Raw genomic sequence first — 19,050 nt, 5'->3', positions numbered from 1 at the left:
CCCCACGAAAGGAAACAGATGTCTGACATCACGACGGGTTGCCCTGTACCCCACGACGGTGCCGACGAGACGCGGTTGCCCGTCGGGCCATCGCCGGTCGACGCCGAGCCCGACGGGGTGCTGCCGCATCCCACCGCAGGCTCTGCGAACCGCGTGTGGTGGCCGAAGAAGCTGAACCTGCGTCTGCTGGCGACGAACCCGGTCGTGGGCAATCCTCTCGGTGAGGACTTCGACTACAAGGCCGCCTTCGAGGCGCTCGATCTCGCCGCCGTCAAGCAGGACGTCCTCGAGGTCATGACGACCTCGCAGGACTGGTGGCCGGCCGACTTCGGTCACTACGGCCCGCTGATGATCCGCATGGCCTGGCACAGCGCGGGCACGTACCGCGTCACGGACGGGCGCGGGGGCGGCGGGCAGGGGCAGCAGCGCTTCGCGCCGCTGAACAGCTGGCCGGACAACGTGAACCTCGACAAGGCGCGCCGCCTGCTGTGGCCGGTCAAGAAGAAGTACGGCCAGTCGATCTCCTGGGCGGATCTCATGATCCTGGCCGGAAACGTGGCGTTGGAGTCCATGGGCTTCAAGACGTTCGGATTCGCCGGTGGGCGTGCCGACGTCTGGGAAGCCGACGACGACGTGTACTGGGGTCCCGAGACCACCTGGCTCGGCGACGAGCGCTACTCGGGCGATCGTGAGCTGGAGAAGCCGCTCGCGGCCGTCCAGATGGGGCTGATCTACGTCAACCCCGAAGGCCCCAACGGGGAGCCCGACCCGCTGCGCTCGGCGCGCGACATCCGAGAGACCTTCGCCCGCATGGCGATGAACGACGAGGAGACGGTCGCGCTCATCGCCGGAGGCCACACCTTCGGCAAGACGCACGGCGCGGCATCCGACGAGAACGTGGCAGAGGACCCCGAGGCCGCGGGCATCGAGGAGCAGGGGCTCGGCTGGAAGAACGCACACGGCACCGGCAAGGGCGACGACGCGATCACGAGCGGGCTCGAGGTCACCTGGACCTATCACCCGACGCGCTGGGACAACGAGTTCCTGCACATCCTGTACGCGTACGAGTGGGAGCTGTTCAAGAGCCCGGCGGGCGCCTGGCAGTGGCGTCCCGCGAACGGTGCGGGCAGCGACATGGTGCCCCTGGCGCACTCGGACGGCCGCCGCGAGCCGCGCATGCTCACGAGCGACATCGCCCTTCGCGTCGACCCGGAGTACGGCAAGATCACCAAGCGCTTCCTCGAGAACCCCGACGAGTTCCAGGACGCCTTCGCCCGCGCGTGGTTCAAGCTGACCCACCGCGACATGGGACCGAAGGTCCGCTACCTCGGTTCCGAGGTTCCGGCCGAGGACCTCATCTGGCAGGACCCGGTGCCGCCGGTCGATCACGAACTGATCGACGCGGCGGATGCGGTCGCGCTGAAGTCCCGCATCCTGGAGTCCGGCCTGAGCGTTTCCGAGCTGGTCTCGACGACGTGGGCGGCGGCATCCACCTTCCGCGGCAGCGACAAGCGCGGCGGCGTGAACGGCGCCCGCATCCGTCTGGCGCCGCAGAAGGACTGGGAGGTCAACAACCCCGCGCAGCTGCAGAAGGTGCTCGCGGTCCTCGAAGAGGTCAAGGCAGAGTTCGAGGCGGCGGGTCGCCGGGTCTCGCTCGCGGATCTGATCGTGCTCGCCGGCAACGCGGGGGTCGAGCGCGCCGCGGCCGACGCGGGCGTGATCGTGGAGGTGCCGTTCCGTCCGGGACGCACCGACGCGACGGCGGAGCAGACCGAGGAGCACTCCTTCGCGTTCCTCGAGCCGGCCGCGGACGGCTTCCGCAACTACCTCAAGGGGCGCCCGTCGCTTCCCGCCGAGTACCTGCTGGTCGACAAGGCCAACCTGCTCACCCTGAGCGCGCCGGAGATGACGGTGCTCGTGGGCGGCCTGCGTGTGCTCGGTGCGAACTGGGACGGATCGCGCTACGGCGTGCTGACCGACCGCGTGGGTGTGCTCACGAACGACTTCTTCGTGAACCTGCTCGAGCTGGGCAACACGTGGAAGCCCCTCGACCCCGGATCACACGCGTTCCAGGGCACGAAGGACGCCTCCGGCGAGCTGGTCGGCATCGGCACGCGCGCGGACCTCGTGTTCGCCTCGAACTCCGAACTGCGCGCGCTCGCCGAGGTCTACGCCTCGGATGACGCGACGGAGAAGTTCGTCACGGACTTCGTCGCGGCGTGGACGAAGGTCACGGAGCTCGATCGCTTCGACCTCGCCTGACACGAAACGGGGAACTCCCCTCCGCCTCAGGCGGAGGGGAGTTCCCCGTTTCCCGGGCGGTGCGCGGCCGTTCGCCTGTCACAGATCGCGCGTTCCGCGTCGATCTGTGACAGGCGAACGAAGCGAAGGACTGTTCCCCTGTCGCAGATCGAGCCACTCGCGTCGATCTGTGACAGGGGAAGCGAGGGGGATCGAGGGGCGTGCCCGCCCGAGGGTCAGAGCAGGCCGCGCAGCTTGAGCGCGAGGTAGTGGTCGGCGACGCGCGGCGGAAGGGATGCCGCATCCGCCGTCACGGCGACGGCCCCCGTGCGTCCGATGGCTGCCCCGACGCGCTCGCCGCCCTGACGCGCGTGCTCGGTCGCGGCCCGGAGGTAGGCCGCGTCCGCATCCGTCGTCGCGGGTTCGTCGTCCTCGTCATCGACGGTGGATGCGGAGGCCACGAGCACCCGGGACCGCGCCGTCAGCGCGGGCAGCGCGGCGAGGAAGCCTCGCGCCGCGGCGGGGTCGTCCTGCGCCGTGAGCAGCACCACGAGCGCGGGGCGGACCGTCAGCCGGCGCACCAGGGAGGCGACCTCGCTCCAGTCCGTGTCGATCAGCTGGGCTTCCACCGGCGCCATGGCGTCCACGAGGGCGGGGACGAGGCCTGCGCCGTCGACGCCGCTCACCCTTGCCCTCACGAGGCGATCCATCATCACGAGGTGCACGTGGTCGCCGGCGCGTGCAGCCAGCGCGCCGAGCAGCAGTGTGGCCTCCATCGCGGCATCGAGTCTCACTCCGTCGTCGACGCGTGTCGCGGCGGTGCGCCCGGTGTCGACCACCACGACGATGTGCCGGTCGCGCTCCGGCCGCCAGGTACGCAGCATCGTGGTTCCGGAGCGCGCCGTGGCGCGCCAGTCGATCGAGCGGACGTCATCGCCGCGGACGTACTCGCGCAGGCTGTCGAACTCGGTTCCGCGACCGCGCACCTGGACGCTGGTCTCGCCGTCGAGCTCGCGCAGACGTGCCAGACGGGACGGCAGATGACGTCGCGAAGAGAAGGGCGGCAGGACACGCAACACTCCGCGCGCGGCGATGCGCTGCTGGCGTCCGGCCAGTCCGAGCGGACCGAGCGCCCGCACGACGACGAAGTCGCTCGCGAGCTCCCCGCGGCGGCGCGGCATGAGCGACGCGGTGAGCGTGGCCGTGCGCCCGGCCGGGATCTCGATTCGAGCGCGGGCCGCGGGTGCCCCGGCGGTCGGCTGCCAGGCATCCCTGATCCATCCCTTCACCGGCCGGGTCCCCGCGTTCGTCAGGCGCAGCTCGCTCAGGGCAGCTTCGCCGCGCCGGGCGCGCGCGGGCAGCTTCCGCGCGACGCTGAGGTCTGCGGGGCTGGGCGCGAGCGCGGTGTCGACCGCGACCGCCGCGACCACGAAGAGGAGCCACGCGCCGAGCACCGCCCACGCCGGCACGCCCACGGCGGACAGCAGGATCAGCGGGATGAGACCGCCGGCGACGACGATCGGAAGACGGCCGGTGACGAACACGTCAGATCGGAACCCTCGTCTGAGCGAGGATCGAGGTCAGCACGCCGTCCACCGTGACGCCCTCGAACTCCGCCTCGGGGTTCAGGCGCAGCCGGTGACGCCAGGTCGGGGTGAGCATGGTCTGGACGTGATCGGGCGTGATGGCCGGGTACCCGCCCAGCCAGGCCCACGCCTTCGCGGTCGCCAGCAGCGCGGTCGCGGCGCGGGGGCTCGCACCCAGCTGCACCGAGGGAGCATCGCGGGTCGCCCGAGCGAGGTCGACGACGTAGGCGAGCAGGTCGTCGGAAGCCTCGACGGATGCGGCCGCCCGTTGCGCGGCGGCGATGCCCGCCGCATCCGTGGCCGGCGTCACGGCGTCGAGCGCGCGCGGGTCGAAGCCGTCGGCGTGACGGCGCAGCACCTGCACCTCGGCGTCCCGCTCGGGCACGTCGACGCGCAGCTTCAGCAGGAACCGGTCGAGCTGCGCCTCGGGGAGCTCGTACGTGCCCTCGTGCTCCACGGGGTTCTGGGTCGCAGCCACGAGGAACGGCACCGGCAGTGGACGGGTCACGCCGTCGGCTGAGACCTGCCGCTCCTCCATGGCCTCCAACAGCGCAGACTGCGTCTTGGGCGGCGTGCGGTTGATCTCGTCCGCGAGCAGCACCTGTGTGAACACCGGGCCCTCACGGAACTCGAACTCGCCGGAGCGCGCGTCGTAGATCAGCGATCCGGTGACATCGCCGGGCATCAGGTCGGGCGTGAACTGCACACGGTGCGTGTCGAGTCCGAGTGCGCGGCTGAATGCGCGAACGAGCAGTGTCTTCGCGACGCCGGGCACTCCCTCCAGCAGGACGTGGCCGCGGGCCAGGAGCGCGACCAGAAGCCCGGTGACCACGCCGTCCTGGCCCACCACGGCCTTGCCGATCTCGCTGCGCACGCCGTGCATCGCCATCCGCAGAGCATCGTCGGAGGTGTCGGTCATTGCGATTCCTTTCGCGGTCGGGACAGGGTCAAACGCGCCTCGAGGGTGCGGAGGTCTACGGCGAGGCGCGCGAGCGCGCGGTCGTCGGGGACGGGCTCATCGCCGAGCAGGGCGCGGCAGCGGATCGGCGGGATGCCGGTGGCTGCGGCGACGGCATCCGCGATGGCCGTGGTGTCCGCCCTGCGGGGCACCGACAGCGCGGTGGCGGCGCGCTCGCGGGCGCGCTCGCGCAGGAGGGCCGCGGCATGATCGCGCGCGCCGGCGCGCGCGTAGAGCCGGCCGAGGCCGCGCGTGGTCTCGCCGGCGCGGACCGTGACCGGGAGTCGCTCGTGCACGAGTGGGCCGAATCGGCGCCCGCGCCAGATCGCGCCGGCCAGCGCCGTCGCACCGAGGAGCACGATCGCCGGCGTCACCCACGGCGGGGTCAGCTCTCCCAGCGTCGCACCCGTCGTGCCGGAACCGGCCGCGAGAGCGGGCACGAGCCACACCAGACGGTCGTGGCCACCCAGCAGACCGAGCGCCAGAGCGGCATTGCCGTCGGAGGCGAGGTGTTCGTTCGTGAAGACCACCGATCCGTCCACGGCGGCCCGCGTCGCATCGCCGTGCTGCTGCCAGAGCAGCCCGTACGCGTCATCGACCGGGTAGCAGCCGACCGCATCCGGAGCCGTGAAGGTCGCACCGACGCCGACGTCTCCCGCGCGCCGTGCCACGGGCAGATCGCAGTCGGGTGCGACGGCGGCGGCGGTTCCGTACCCCTGGATCCGGCCGTCGAAGAGGAGCCGGATGGAACGGGCGCGAGGGTCGGATACGACCACCGAGTCCGCCGCCTGTGCCAACGAGGTCAGCTGCCCGTCCGACAGCAGGGGCGAGTCGGGCAGGACGAGTGTGTTCTCTCCCTCGCGAAGAGCGGCCTCCGCGGACGCGACGTCCCGTGTCACGACGACATCGATGCCCTGCTCGGACAGGATGCGGGCGAGCGCGCGCATCCCATCGGGGCCGGGATCGTCCGGATCGAATCGGTCGTATGCACTGAAGCGCATGTTCGCGGAGATCACCGCGCCGATGATGCCGACGATCACGATGACGGCGCCGATCACCGCCCAGGTGCGCGCGCGGGCGAGGCGGTGACGCACGGTCATCAGCGCGTCACCCGGGTGCGGGACAGCCGATCATCCAGGGCGCGGACACGCTCGTAGGCGTCGCGGCTTCCCGGTCGGTGCAGGTAGCGCACGTCATCGAAGTCGTGCGCCGACTCGATGAGCGAGGCGGCTTCGTCGGGGAACACGGCGCCGGCGGACCGCGCGAAGGAGGTCACCGTGGCGCCGGGAGCCACCCTCACGCGTTGCTGTTCCTCGAGCCCGCGCGCCAGTGCACGCACGGCGGCCACGGTCGCCGCCTCCCAGTCGCCCTGATCGGCGAGGGCCGCTGCGGTGCGCCGCAGCTCGCCGGCCCCGGCGGTCACGGCGTCGCCGAAGAGCTCGCCGCGGTCTGCGCGGACGAGGCTCCTCGAACGCGGTCGACCCCAGATCACCACGGCGAGCACGACCAGGAGCACGACCAGCAGCAGCGCGCCGATGGCGACCAAGGGTGCCCACGCCGCATCCACGTCGCCGGTGAACAGCTTGGCGATGCCGTCGCCGATGGCTCGCGCGATGCGGTCGAAGGGGGTCGGTTCGGCCGCGCGATAGCTCGGATCGGCGAGTTCCCGCTCGGCGAGACGCCGTGCTTCGTCGCCGTCGGGGATCAACGGCGCGGACGCGGCGAGGATCACCGCTGTTCCGGACCCGCCTGAGGCGGAGCCCAGTCGGTCGCCGTGGGCGGATCCGTCGGCGTCCGCTCGCCCGCAGGCTGGTTCGCGGCGGGTCGCGCTGGTGCAGCCGGCGGTGCGGGCGCCTCGGCGCCCGGCGGCGCGTACGCGGTTGGAGGCGCGTAGCCGTGCGCCTGCGGCGCCGGGTACGCGCCGGGCCACGGGGCCGTCTGCGGCGCCCAGGCGGCGGGCTGTGGGGCCACCGTCCGGCCGATGTGCCAACGATAGGGATCGGCGATACCCGCGCCCATCTGACGCTGATCGACGTACGACTGCAGGTCGAGATCGAGGCCCTCGGTGCGCATACGGGCGTCCACGTAGACGAGACAGGCCGCCGTGGCGTTCACGACGAGTGCGATCGACTGCACCAGCAGCGACACCATCTGCACCACGAGGCCGACTCCGAGCGTGCCGATCACGGCGGAGACGTTCGGGTCGCCCGTGGGCGAGAGGACGCCGACGAACATGCCGCTGAAGAAGTTCAGTGGCACCACGACGACCTGCGTGATGATCTGGAAGCCGGTCTGGATGACGAACCACGTCGCGAGGGTGCGCCAGAACCTGCCGCGCGTGAGGCGCCAGGACCGGGCGATGGCCGCGAAGACGCCGGACCCCTCGAGGACCAGGATCGGTGTGACGAGGAAGAGTCTCGTCGTCAGCCAGAAGGCGAGCGGAATGGCGGCGAGGATGAACAACACCGCCGCGACGATCCCCGCGGCAAGGGCGAGCAGGCCGAGCGCGAAAGCGGCAGCGGCCAAGATCGCCACGGCGACCAGCACGGCGGCCGAAGCCAGGAGCGTGTAGCCGAACAGCCGCCAGAAGGCGGGGCGTATCCGCCGCCACAGTGCACCGACCGTCAGCTTCTCGGCGACGACGCCGTGCGCGACGTCGGCCACGACCACGCCCTGGACGATCACCGTCAGCGCGGAGCTCGCGATGCCGAGCACGAGGCTGGAGATCACGGTGATGGCCGTCGCGCCCGCGAACAGGTCCGGATAGTCGGGGCTCGACACCGGTACGGTGGCCAGGCGCGAGAAGCTGGCGAAGGCGATGCCTCCGACCGCGACCAGCAGCACGAGGTACGTCGCCATCTGTATGCCCAGCGCGAACCCGAGGAGCACGCGGGGGTTCTGCCGGAGAGCCACGAAGGAGCGCCCCAGCACCGTTCCGAACGTCAGCGGGTGCAGCGGGACGATCCCCGCGCGCGGAGCGGGCGTCCATCCGGGTTGCGCGGTCGTCATGATCTCCTCGCGGTCGTCATCGCCTTCATCGTGACACACCTGAAGGGACGCTCGTGGGCCCCGGCCCGCGTGTGGACTACTCTGAAGGGGCGCACGGGGGCATCGGTGGAACCCGGCCGCCGAGCGGACGCAAAGGAAGAACGCGTTTCATGACATCACGCATTCTCGTGGTCGACGACGACACGGCCCTGGCCGAGATGATCGGGATCGTGCTCGACACCGAGGGCTTCGAGACGGTGTTCTGCGCCGACGGAGCTCAAGCGGTCGACGCCTTCCGTGCCGAGCGCCCCGATCTGGTGCTGCTCGATCTGATGCTGCCCGGCATGGACGGGATCGAGATCTGCACGCGCCTGCGCGCGGAGTCCGGTGTCCCGATCATCATGCTGACCGCGCGCACCGACACCGCCGACGTCGTCGCGGGGCTCGAGTCGGGCGCCGACGACTACATCGTCAAGCCGTTCAACCCGAAGGAGCTGGTCGCCCGCATCCGCACCCGACTCCGTCCGGCCGCGACGGATGCCGGGGAGAGCCTGCGCATCGGCGACCTGACCGTCGACGTCGCCGCGCACGAGGTGCGCCGGGGATCGACCCCCATCCCGCTGACGCCGCTGGAGTTCGAGCTGCTCGTCGCGCTCGCCTCGAAGCCGCAGCAGGTCTTCTCGCGCGAGATGCTCCTGGAGCAGGTGTGGGGCTACCACTACAAGGCGGACACCCGACTCGTGAACGTGCACGTCCAGCGGTTGCGTGCGAAGGTCGAGCTCGACCCCGACAACCCCAAGATCGTCACGACGGTGCGCGGCGTCGGATACCGCGCCGGCGCCGCGAGCTGAGGATGCCCGCCGCGACCGCCCCCCGGCCGGCAGTCCGGCTGCGGCGCGAGCTGCGCGCCTGGCGTACGTGGCCGTCGCGGGTGCTGGGCTCGTGGCAGCGCTCGCTGCGCTTCCGCACGCTCGTGCTCACGATCGCGCTGTCGACGCTGGCCATCCTCGTCGCCTGCGTCTGGATGGCACTGGCGATCCAGAACGACCTGTTCCAGTCGCGTCGCGACCAGGTGCTGGGCGACGCCCGCCGCGCAACGACCGCGGCGCAGGCGACCCTCGACTCGGCGCTGCAGGGCGACAGTGCGCAGGTTCGCAACGTCGTGGACAGCGTCATGGCCAGCCTCGGACGTCAGTCCGACTCGGACCTGGTCGCCATGTTCCGCGTCGATCAGACCCCTTCGGCGACCGCGCCGCAGGACTTCGTGCTCGGCGGCGGCAACTGGGACGGCCAGATCACGGATGCCCTGCGCGACAAGGTGCGCTCGGACGCCGATGTCCAGTGGTGGCAGTCGATCGCCCTGACCGACGCGTCGGGGCGCGTGGTGCCCGGGATCGCGGTCGGACAGCAGCTGAATGTCGCGGGTGTCGGTGCGTACGAGCTCTACATCGCCTACGACCTGGCTGCGGCCGACCAGACCCTCGGTTTCGTTCAGGGGACCCTCTGGGTGGTGGGGCTGGCGCTCATCGCGATCATCGCCGGGATCTCGTGGTTCGTCCTGCGATCGGTGACCGTGCCGATCGGTGAGGCGGCGCACACGTCGGCTGAGCTTGCGGCGGGTCGACTCGATGTGCGTCTGGATGTGCACGGCGAGGACGAGATCGCCACCCTCGGTCGCTCGTTCAACGCGATGGCGGACAGCATCCAAGCCCAGATCAAGGAACTGGCGGAGCTCTCGCTCGTGCAACAGCGCTTCGTCTCGGACGTCTCCCACGAGCTGCGCACGCCGCTGACCACCATCCGTCTCGCCGCCGACGTTCTCAACGACCATCGGGAGGGCTTCGACCCGGTGAGCACCCGCGCCGCCGAGCTGCTGCACGCTCAGGTGCAGCGGTTCGAGACCCTGCTCACCGATCTGCTGGAGATCAGTCGCTACGACGCCGGATCCGTGCAGCTCGAGCTGGAGCCCACCAGCCTCGCGCACCTCGCCGAGGACGTGGTCGCCCAGATGCATCAGCTCGCCGAGCAGCACGGCAGCGACGTGCGCCTCGTGGCGCCGGGGGGCTATTCGCCGGTCGAGATGGACCCGCGGCGGGTGCGTCGGATCGTGCGAAACCTCCTGGGCAACGCGATCGAGCACGGTGAAGGTCGGCCCATCGTCGTGACCGTGGATTCGGATCAGGATGCGGTCGCGGTGGGCGTGCGCGACTACGGGATGGGGATGCGCCCCGAAGACCAGGAGCGCGTCTTCGACCGCTTCTGGCGTGCCGACCCCTCGCGCAAGCGCACGATCGGGGGAACGGGGCTGGGGCTGGCCATCGCCCTGGGCGACACGCGCCTGCACGGTGGCACGCTGGGCGTCTGGTCGTCGCTCGGGCTCGGCACCAACTTCGTGCTGACCCTGCCGCGCCGCGCCGGCGCGGAGCCCGCTTCGTCGCCCCTGTCGTTGGCGCCGGAGGGCGACGGGCTCGACGATCTGGGGCTCACGCAACCGATCGACGTCGACAGCGCGTTGCGAGGCAAGGAGTCCCCATGAGACGGATCCTCATCGCTCTGCTGGGAGCGCTCGCGCTCGTGTTGACGGCGTGCGCCGGTCTGCCGACGACCGGGACGGTGCAGCCGGGACCGCAGCTGGGCTCGGACTCCACGGCGCCCGACGTGATCTACCGGCCGGACGGCCCCCAGCCCGGCGCGACCGCCCGGCAGATCGTCGACGGCTTCGTGCGCGCCGCATCCGGGCCGCAGGACAACTGGCAGGTGGCCCGACAGTTCCTCTCGGACGGCTACCGCGACCAGTGGAAGCCGGAGGCGGGAGTGATCGTCGACGTGCTCGCGGACCGCAGCTATGCCGAGGTCGATGACGAGATCGTGCTCGATGTCACTCCGCAGGCGACGATCGACGAGGCGGGCACGTACACGCTGTCGGACGAGGGAGCAAGCGTCCCCCTGCCGTTCGCGCTCGCTCAGGACTCCGACGGCGAGTGGCGCATCACCCACGCGCCGGACGGCATCGTGCTCGACGAAGATCTGTTTCGCAACGTGTTCCGCTCGTACGACGTCATGTACTTCGATCCGACCTGGCGATACCTGGTGCCCGACGTGCGCTGGTTCCCCACGACGAACGCGCTGACGAGGATCGCCGCCGCCGTCGTCAACGGCGAGCCCTCGCCGTGGCTGGCCGCATCCGTCGTCTCCGCCTTCCCCGACAACGTCACGCTCGTGCCTTCCGTGCCGCTGGCCAACGGTGTCGCGCAGGCGCAGTTGAGCGAGCAGACGCTCGGGTTGGATCAGGTCACTCTCGACCGGATGCAGACCCAGCTCTCCGCGAGTCTGGTCACCGCCCAGGTCACCGCGGTCGAGATGCAGGTCGACGGCGCGCGGGTGAACGCGTCCAGGATCCCGACACGCTCGACGCTCGTCGACTCGCGAGCGCTGGTGCGTGACGCGGACGGGTTCGGATACCTCCTCTCGGGCGAGCTGACACCGCTGGCCGGCCTCTCGCCCGCCCTCCTCGAGGCCGAGCCGACGACCGTGCAGCTCGGGGTCGGTCGCACGGTGGCGGCCGTCCTGCTTCCGGACGGCTCCGCGGCGGAGATCGCCGACGACGGCACCAGCCGCGTCGTCGACGAGCGCGCGGGCATCCTGGCCCCCACGATCGATCCGTTCGGCATGGTCTGGACCGTTCCCGCCGCCGATCCGTCCCGCGTGCGTGTGACCGGACCGGATGGCGCCGTGCTCGAGGTGCCGTCCGCGTGGGGGGCGAGTCGTATCGACGCGATGCAGGTCTCCCGTGACGGCAGCCGGATGGCGGCCGTGCTCACCGCCGGCGGCCGCTCGATGCTGGTCGTGGCCGGCGTCGAGCGGGACTCGGCCGGTGCTCCCAGCGCCCTGGGTCCTGCGGTCTCGCTGACGACGCTTGACGGACCCACCCGCGGGCTGGCATGGCTCGACACGACGACGATCGGGGTCGTGTCGGGCGATGCGGCGGCACCCGTGTTCGTGCAGCAGGTCGTGGGGGGAGCCGCGACCATCGTCGACGCACCGGTGGATGCGGTGGCCATCTCCGGCGCGAACTCTCCGGCGGCGGTGCGCATCCTCGCGGCCGACGGCACCCTGTACGTGCGCCGCCAGTCGAACTGGGTGCAGACCGCGACGGGCGTCCAGGTGCTCGCCACGCAGCAGGGGGACGCCGACTGAGTCGTCCTCCCCACGACGCCGGCGCCGGTGCGTCGCGCGCGGCGTCCACGATGGCGCCGTCGCGCCGCGGCCTGCGCGGACCAGGGTGGTCGGGTGATCGCCGCACTCTCCGATGCCCTCGCCCTCATCCTGCCGGTCGACTGCGCCGGATGCGGCACGCCGGACAGAGCCCTCTGCGAGACGTGTACCGAGCTCCTGGCCGCACCGCGACCGATGCGGCACGTGCTGGCGTCCGGTCTCGTCGTCCACGCGGCCTTCGACTTCGCCGACCGTCCGGCACGCGCACTGCGTGCGCTCAAGGAGGAGGGGCGCACCTCGCTCGTGCGACCGTTCTCCGCAGCGCTGGCTGCGGCGGCGCACGCCGGCTTCCCGGATGCCGGCGTGCTGTTCGTTCCGATGCCCACCTCCGCTGCGGCCTTCCGGCGGCGCGGACACCGGGTGGTGGAGGAGATCCTCGGGCGCAGCGGCCTGCCGGCTCTGGCGGTTCTCCGCCGCATCCGGAGCACGCGAGACCAGCGCGAGCTCGGCCGCACCGAGCGCGCGCAGAACGTCGCCGGAAGCCTTCGCGCGCGCCGGCGGTTGGACGGCAGACGGATCGTCATCGTCGATGACGTCGTCACGACGGGAGCGAGCGTCGGCGAGGCGGCGCGGGCGCTGCGGCAGGCGGGCGCGGACGTCATGGGGGTCGCATGCGTCGCGCATACACGCCGCTTGGGATTCGTTCGTGACACGGACATGAACCCGGGCTAGCGTGGGGGTGACAAGGCGACGAAGGTCCGCCCTTGACCGGGTGGACCGGAACAAGGAGGTCAAGGATGGAAACCAACATCGTCGGCGTGGGCGTCGGCATCTCGGACCGTTTCCGCTCTGTCGTGGACGAGAAGTCCAGCCGCATAGAGAACATCGCGCCCCGGGCCGCTGGGCTCGAGGTGAAGGTCACCCATCGGGCGTACCGCAACGGTGCTCACGAGGACTCCACCGTCGAGTTGACCCTGACCGGCAAGGGGCCGGTCATCCGCGCCGAGGCGGTCGACGGCGACAAGTTCACCGCTCTCGACCTCGCCGTTGACAAGCTGTGCGAGCAGGTGCGTCGCGCCAAGGACAAGCGCGTCGACGCCCGTAACCATCCGCGCGGAGCCCACTACGAGAAGGGCACGGGCGAGATCGCCGGTATCGATGTGCAGCCCGCATCCGTCGATGTGCTCAAGGCCGTCGCCACGGGGGAGGTACCCGTGATGACAGGGGCTGAGGATGAGCAGGACTACACGCCGGTCGTCATCCGCACGAAGCAGTTCGACGCCGAATGGATGAGCGTCGAGGACGCCGTCGACCGCATGGAACTGGTCGGGCACGACTTCTTCCTCTTCATCGACGCGCGCAGCGACCAGCCGAGCGTCGTCTACCGCCGCAAGGGCTGGGACTACGGCGTCATCGCGCTCGACACCCTCGCGCAGCCCGCACGCGTCGCCTCCTGACGACACGAGAAGAAGGGGCCGCCTCTGCGCAGAGGCGGCCCCTTTCTGTCGGTTTGTGCGGGCGTCAGTCGAACATGTCGCCCAGGAGGCCACCGATGACCAGACCGCCGAGGATGCCGCCCATCGCGTCGCCCATCCCGCCGCCGCGACCGCCGCGACCGTAGCCGCCCCAGTCGTCGTGGCGCGGACGCGAGGAGTCGATGTCGCGCTGGGCCAGTTGCAGAGCTTCGCTGGCGAGCTGCCCGCTGCGGCGCGCGAGCTGCAGGGCGCTTTCGCGGGAATCCTCTTCGTCCGGAAGATTGGTGATCTCCAGCCGCGCACGCTCCGCCTCGGCGAGACGCGTGCGCGCGTCGGCGCCGATCCACCCGCTGTGACCGTTGATCAGACTGCGCGCGACCGCGATCTGACGGTCGGCGTCGTCCACGGCGTGGCTGACCTGCGCGGGGCTGGGCAGAGGGTGCTCGGCGCGGCGTCGTGCCTTGGCGACAGCCTCATCCAGCGCCGTATTGGCTGTGCGCAGCTTCGAGAGCTGTGTGAAGGGATCGGCGGGGCTGCCGGCCGGCGGGAGCGCGGCGAGAGCGCTCTCGAGGTCGATCATCGCCCGCTGGATCTCGGCGTTCGCAGGCAGAGACCGGGCGCGGATGATGTCGTCGCGCGAGTCCGCGATGACCTCGGCGAGGGTGGACTCGGCGCGCAGCGCTTCGATCTCGAAGTCCTCCACGCCGTCCAGGAGCGACTCGGCCCGCCGCACGGCCTCCGTCGCGGCCTCGAGGGCCATGTTCGCCTCCTCGGCGCGATTCGCCTCTCGGCGGCGCACCGACACCTCAGCGCTGTGCGCGGCGAAGGTGAGCACCTGCTCGGCCTCGGCGGGTGCGTTCTCGATCTGGCTGAGGGCCGCGGGGGAGTAGCGCTGACGCAGCCGCTCCACGACGTCGCGGGCGCCGGGCACGCGTTCGCGCAGCCTCTCGGCGTCCGCGCGGACGCCGGCCAGGACCTGCGGTGCCTGGCGGATGCGGGCGACCGCGCCCGCCAGGGCGGACGTGCGGTCGTCGAGCAGGTCTTCAGCCCATTCGCACAGCTGCACGATGCGGGCATTGCGGGTCCGTAGTTCCTCCGGGGTGTCGGGGATCTCGTCATGATTGAGCTGGTGCAGCTGGAAGGCCTCGCCGAGGTGCGTGCGCACTGCCTGCAGCGCCTCGCGCAACTCCTTCGTCGAGCGCTCACCGAGCTCGGCCTCGGCGAAGGCGAGTTCTTCCGTCGTCGCGCGGATGCGCTCGTCCGCGGCGACGAGACTCTGCTGCGCACGGCGCGCGAGATCGGCGTCCTGCGCGTCGATCTCCGCCTGCTGCTCACGCTTGCGCTTACCCCAGAAACCGGCCATGGCTCGATCCTAGGCGCGGTGGATGTGCCCGTTCTCAGCCGGAATCGATCGGGCGTTCACGCGATCCGCGCGGGGCGCCCCCGGCGCGGGCGGGACGGGGAGATCGGCTGGACGCGGGATGCCTCGGGGGTCGCCGCCAGCCGCTCGAGGACACGGTCCAACCAGCGCAGCTGGGCTTCCGCACCCGCCACGCGCGCCTCATGGGCGATCGACCGCGCGAGATCGCCCTCCTCGATCGCGGCAGCGCGCGCCTGCGCGAGCCGGTCGGCTGCCGCATCCCGCTCGGCGCGGGCGGCGGCTTCCGCATCCACACCGGGCAGGGTCGCTGCGAGAGCGATCTTGGTCGCGATGTCGTCTCGCGAGCCGCTGGGGGTGGGGAGCGGGCGCAGGAGCCACCCCGACACGGAGGCGACGCCCGCCTCGGTCGCGGAGTAGTAGACGTGGCCCTGCGCGTCGACGGCGCCCTTGACCACGAGACCGTCGCGCTCGAGTCGATCGAGTGTGTTGTAGATCTGCCCGACGTTCACGCTCCAGTCCGTGCCACTGCGCCGCTCGAGCTCGGCACGCAGCTGATAGCCGTAGCACGCGCCCTGCGCGAGGATGGCGAGCAACGACTGCCTGACCGACATGGGGCTCCTTCCGAGGCTGCGGGGGGACGCATATATGCATACCCGGAAAGGTTCGACGCCTCCTCACGGCGCGCCGCGGGGGCGCGGCTGGGTGGGCAATGGCTTTGAACCCGTCGTTCGTCGTGCTCTGAGAGGTCACAGACGGATAACATGGGGGCGGTGTGCCCGGGCTCCGGGCGCGACTGGGCATAAGCACGCCCACCCGACAGATGGAGATGCCACGTGGCCAACCCTCTCGAGAAACTCCTCCGTGCCGGCGAAGGCCGCGTCATCCGCCGCCTGCAGCAGGTCGTGAAAGCCGTCGGTGCACTCGAAGAGGAGTACACGCAGCTCACGGACGAGGAGCTCCGCGGCGAGACGGCGGAACTGCGCGCGCGCTATCAGGCGGGGGAGACGCTCGACGAGCTCATGCCCGAAGCCTTCGCCGCCATCCGCGAGGCCGCCAAGCGCACGCTCGGCCAGCGCCCCTACGACGTTCAGATCATGGGCGGTGCGGCGCTTCACCTCGGCAACATCGCCGAGATGAAGACCGGTGAGGGAAAGACCCTGACGGCGACCTTCGCGGCCTACCTCAACGCCATCGCGGGTGAGGGCGTCCACGTCATCACGGTCAACGACTTCCTCGCCAGCTATCAGGCCGAGCTGATGGGACGCGTCTATCGCGCGCTGGGGATGACCACGGGCACGATCGTCTCCGGCCAGACGCCCGAGGTGCGCCGCGAGCAGTACAACGCCGACATCACCTACGGCACGAACAACGAGTTCGGCTTCGACTACCTGCGCGACAACATGGCGTGGCGCAAGGAGGACCTCGTCCAGCGCGGCCACTTCTTCGCGATCGTCGACGAGGTCGACTCGATCCTCATCGACGAGGCCCGCACGCCGCTCATCATCTCCGGACCCTCATCGGGTGAGGCCAACAGGTGGTTCGCGGAGTTCGCCAAGATCGCGCGCACGCTCGAAGCCGGTGTCGACTACGAGGTGGACGAGAAGAAGCGCACGATCGGTGTGCTCGAGCCGGGAATCGAGAAGGTCGAGGACTACCTCGGCATCGACAACCTGTACGAATCGGCCAACACGCCCCTCATCTCGTTCCTGAACAACTCGATCAAGGCTCTCGCGCTGTTCAAGCGCGACACCGACTACGTCGTCATGAACGACGAGGTCATGATCGTCGACGAGCACACCGGACGCATCCTCGTGGGGCGTCGCTACAACGAGGGCATCCACCAGGCGATCGAGGCGAAGGAGGGTGTCCCGGTCAAGGCCGAGAACCAGACCCTCGCCACGGTGACCCTGCAGAACTACTTCCGCCTGTACGACAAGCTCTCCGGCATGACAGGCACCGCCGAGACCGAGGCGGCCGAGTTCATGTCGACCTACAAGCTCGGCGTGGTCCCGATCCCCACGAACAAGCCGATGATCCGCAAGGACCAGCCCGATCTCGTCTACAAGAACGAGCAGGCGAAGTTCGCCCAGGTCGTGGAGGACATCGCTGCTCGCCACGAGAAGGGCCAGCCGGTGCTCGTGGGCACGGTGAGCGTCGAGAAGAGCGAGTACCTCTCCCGCCTGCTCGCCAAGAAGGGCGTCAAGCACGAGGTCCTCAACGCGAAGAACCACGCTCGTGAAGCCGAGATCGTCGCCCGAGCCGGACGCCTGGGTGCGGTCACGGTTGCGACCAACATGGCCGGTCGAGGCACCGACGTCATGCTCGGCGGAAACGCGGAGTTCCTCGCGGTGCAGGAGATGAAGAGCAAGGGCCTGGACCCGGTCGAGACTCCGGACGAGTACGAAGCCGCGTGGGACGAGGTCTATCAGCAGGTGCGCGACACCGTCGCGGCGGAGGCCACGAAGGTGGTCGAGGCCGGCGGCCTGTACGTGCTCGGTACCGAGCGCCACGAATCGCGACGCATCGACAACCAGCTGCGCGGTCGTTCGGGTCGTCAGGGTGACCCGGGCGAGAGCCGCTTCTACCTGTCGTTGACCGATGACCTGATGCGGTTGTTCCAGTCGGGCGCCGCGGAAGCGATCCTCGCGCGCACCAACTTCCCCGATGACGTCGCGATCGAGTCCGGAATGGTCTCGCGTGCGATCAAGAGCGCGCAGGCGCAGGTCGAGGCGCGCAATGCCGAGATGCGCAAGAACGTCCTGAAGTACGACGACGTCCTCAACCGCCAGCGTGAGGCGATCTACACGGACCGCCGTCAGATCCTGCACGGCGACGACATCCAGGAGCGCGTCACGAAGTTCATCGAGGACGCGATCGACGCGATCGTCGACGACCACACCGGCAGCGGGCACACCGAGAGCTGGGACTTCGACGCGCTGTGGACCGAGCTCAAGACGGTCTACCCCGTGGGCGTGACCATCGACGAGGTCGTCGCCGAGGCGGGCGAGAAGGGTCGTGTGACCCCCGGTGGCCTCAAGCGTGAGCTGCGCAGCGACGCATCCATCGCGTATGCCGCGCGCGAGGAGCAGCTGGGCGAGCAGGCGATGCGTGAGCTCGAGCGTCGCGTGGTGCTCCAGGTGCTCGATCGCCGCTGGCGCGACCACCTGTACGAGATGGATTATCTGAAGGACGGCATCGGACTTCGGGCGATGGCCCAGCGCGACCCGCTCATCGAGTACCAGCGCGAGGGGTACGAGATGTTCCAGGCGATGATGGGGCAGATCAAGGAGGAGTCGGTCGGGTTCCTCTTCAACCTCGAGGTAGAGGTGCGCCGCCCGGACGGCGAGCACACCGAGGTCGAGGCGAAGGGACTCGTCGCCCCCTCGGTCGAAGGCCAGCGGCTCGAGTACAGCGCCCCCACCGAGGACGGCGACGTCGAGGTCCGCAACGATCGCGGTCAGGTGCAGAAGGCGGCTACGGGCCGTGCGCGCCAGGCCGCTGCCCCGGCCGCCGCAGCCCCGCCGACCGCCGAGGCACCGCGAGGTGCGTTCGGTCAGCGAACCGAGGCGCCCCAGCCCGAGGCGCAGAACCGCGCGCAGCGCAGAGCGAAGAAGAAGTGAGATCGGCGAGCGCCCCGCAGGATGCGGGGCGCTCGCTCGTTCAGGGAGTGCCCCAGTCGAACGACTGCTTGCGCACCTCGAGGTAGACGAACGTCTCGGAGGAGACGACGCCGGGGATCGTGCGGATACGGGCGTTCAGCAGCTCGGCGAGGTCTTGATCGGAGGCGCACACGACCTCGATGAGGATGTCGAAGCTCCCCGCTGTGAGCACGAGGTAGTCGACGGCGGAGATCTGCTCGAGCTCGGCGGCCACGGCACGGCTGTCGCCGCTGACGCGCAGCCCCACGAGTGCCTGGCGGTGGAAGCCGAGCCGCATGGGGTCGGTGACGGCGACCACCTGCATGATCCCCGAGTCCGTCAACCGCTGCACCCGCTGTCGTACGGCCGCCTCGCTGAGTCCGACGGCTTTGCCGATCTCGGCGTAGGAGCGTCGCCCGTTCTCCTGAAGCTGTTCGATGATGCGTTTGGAGGTGTCGTCGAGATGATCGCGTGCGGCCATGGGGAGTCCTTCGGGTAAGGGGTGTTACCCCTTCACCGTATCGGCGGCGATTATGTGAGAACCGCCGAATGACGTGCCGGAACCGCC

At 70.3% G+C, this 19,050-nt stretch carries 15 protein-coding genes; 7 read left to right on the top strand and 8 right to left on the bottom strand.

Annotated elements, in window-relative coordinates:
- Positions 1-18: 18 nt before the first annotated feature.
- On the top strand, positions 19-2,262 hold the full coding sequence (gene katG / locus LXM64_RS11920) for a catalase/peroxidase HPI (RefSeq protein ID WP_234073380.1): 2,244 nt from the start codon (positions 19-21) through the stop codon (positions 2,260-2,262).
- A 215-nt stretch (positions 2,263-2,477) separates the two neighbouring features.
- On the opposite strand, the gene LXM64_RS11915 is transcribed toward katG, so the two are convergent.
- The 5 genes from LXM64_RS11915 to LXM64_RS11895 are packed head-to-tail and all read right to left on the bottom strand — an operon-like array spanning position 2,478 to position 7,794.
- Positions 2,478-3,785: a DUF58 domain-containing protein gene (locus tag LXM64_RS11915; protein WP_234073379.1), complete on the bottom strand. Its 1,308-nt coding sequence runs from the start codon at positions 3,783-3,785 to the stop codon at positions 2,478-2,480.
- 1 nt (position 3,786) lies between these two features.
- The gene (locus tag LXM64_RS11910; RefSeq protein WP_234073378.1) at positions 3,787-4,746 is read right to left on the bottom strand and encodes an AAA family ATPase; all 960 of its coding nucleotides are present in this window, start codon (positions 4,744-4,746) and stop codon (positions 3,787-3,789) included.
- Entirely contained in the window at positions 4,743-5,885 is a 1,143-nt protein-coding gene (locus tag LXM64_RS11905) for a DUF4350 domain-containing protein (RefSeq protein WP_234073377.1), read from the bottom strand. Before LXM64_RS11905 ends, LXM64_RS11910 begins: the two co-directional genes overlap by 4 nt.
- Entirely contained in the window at positions 5,885-6,517 is a 633-nt protein-coding gene (locus LXM64_RS11900) for a DUF4129 domain-containing protein (RefSeq protein WP_234073376.1), read from the bottom strand. The genes LXM64_RS11905 and LXM64_RS11900 overlap by 1 nt, the downstream gene beginning before the upstream one ends.
- On the bottom strand, positions 6,514-7,794 hold the full coding sequence (locus LXM64_RS11895; RefSeq protein WP_234073375.1) for a glycerophosphoryl diester phosphodiesterase membrane domain-containing protein: 1,281 nt from the start codon (positions 7,792-7,794) through the stop codon (positions 6,514-6,516). Before LXM64_RS11895 ends, LXM64_RS11900 begins: the two co-directional genes overlap by 4 nt.
- Positions 7,795-7,943: 149 nt before the next feature.
- Here LXM64_RS11895 and mtrA point away from each other — a divergent pair, with 149 nt between their 5' ends.
- From mtrA to hpf, 5 genes are all read left to right on the top strand, one after another.
- Complete coding sequence (gene mtrA, locus LXM64_RS11890; protein ID WP_137416386.1) at positions 7,944-8,624, top strand: MtrAB system response regulator MtrA; 681 nt, start codon at positions 7,944-7,946, stop codon at positions 8,622-8,624.
- 2 nt (positions 8,625-8,626) lie between these two features.
- Positions 8,627-10,309, top strand: a complete 1,683-nt coding sequence (gene mtrB, locus LXM64_RS11885; protein WP_234073374.1) for an MtrAB system histidine kinase MtrB — start codon at positions 8,627-8,629, stop codon at positions 10,307-10,309.
- Positions 10,306-11,970 carry an LpqB family beta-propeller domain-containing protein gene (locus tag LXM64_RS11880; RefSeq protein ID WP_234073373.1) on the top strand — a complete coding sequence of 555 codons (1,665 nt, stop codon included), beginning with the start codon at positions 10,306-10,308 and terminating at the stop codon, positions 11,968-11,970. Before mtrB ends, LXM64_RS11880 begins: the two co-directional genes overlap by 4 nt.
- A gap of 93 nt (positions 11,971-12,063) precedes the next feature.
- On the top strand, positions 12,064-12,720 hold the full coding sequence (locus LXM64_RS11875; RefSeq protein WP_234073372.1) for a ComF family protein: 657 nt from the start codon (positions 12,064-12,066) through the stop codon (positions 12,718-12,720).
- A 65-nt stretch (positions 12,721-12,785) separates the two neighbouring features.
- A complete protein-coding gene (hpf, locus tag LXM64_RS11870) occupies positions 12,786-13,445 on the top strand; it encodes a ribosome hibernation-promoting factor, HPF/YfiA family (RefSeq protein WP_137416390.1) in 660 nt (219 codons plus the stop codon).
- Positions 13,446-13,509: 64 nt separating this feature from the next.
- On the opposite strand, the gene LXM64_RS11865 is transcribed toward hpf, so the two are convergent.
- Positions 13,510-14,826 (bottom strand): hypothetical protein, encoded by a 1,317-nt coding sequence (locus LXM64_RS11865; RefSeq protein WP_234073371.1) that lies wholly within the window; start codon positions 14,824-14,826, stop codon positions 13,510-13,512.
- Positions 14,827-14,882: 56 nt separating this feature from the next.
- Positions 14,883-15,455 (bottom strand): PadR family transcriptional regulator, encoded by a 573-nt coding sequence (locus LXM64_RS11860; protein WP_234073370.1) that lies wholly within the window; start codon positions 15,453-15,455, stop codon positions 14,883-14,885.
- Positions 15,456-15,677: 222 nt separating this feature from the next.
- On the opposite strand from LXM64_RS11860, the gene secA reads away from it, so the two are divergent.
- Positions 15,678-18,464, top strand: a complete 2,787-nt coding sequence (secA, locus tag LXM64_RS11855) for a preprotein translocase subunit SecA (protein ID WP_234073369.1) — start codon at positions 15,678-15,680, stop codon at positions 18,462-18,464.
- Between the two features lie 40 nt (positions 18,465-18,504).
- On the opposite strand, the gene LXM64_RS11850 is transcribed toward secA, so the two are convergent.
- Positions 18,505-18,963, bottom strand: coding sequence for an Lrp/AsnC family transcriptional regulator (locus tag LXM64_RS11850; protein WP_234073368.1), 459 nt, complete (start codon positions 18,961-18,963; stop codon positions 18,505-18,507).
- Between the last annotated feature and the right edge of the window lie 87 nt (positions 18,964-19,050).

This window comes from Microbacterium binotii (assembly GCF_021398715.1).
Classification (GTDB): domain Bacteria; phylum Actinomycetota; class Actinomycetes; order Actinomycetales; family Microbacteriaceae; genus Microbacterium; species Microbacterium binotii_A.
The sequence above is the reverse complement of the archived record's forward strand: the minus strand, read 5'-3'. Positions and strand labels throughout refer to the sequence as shown.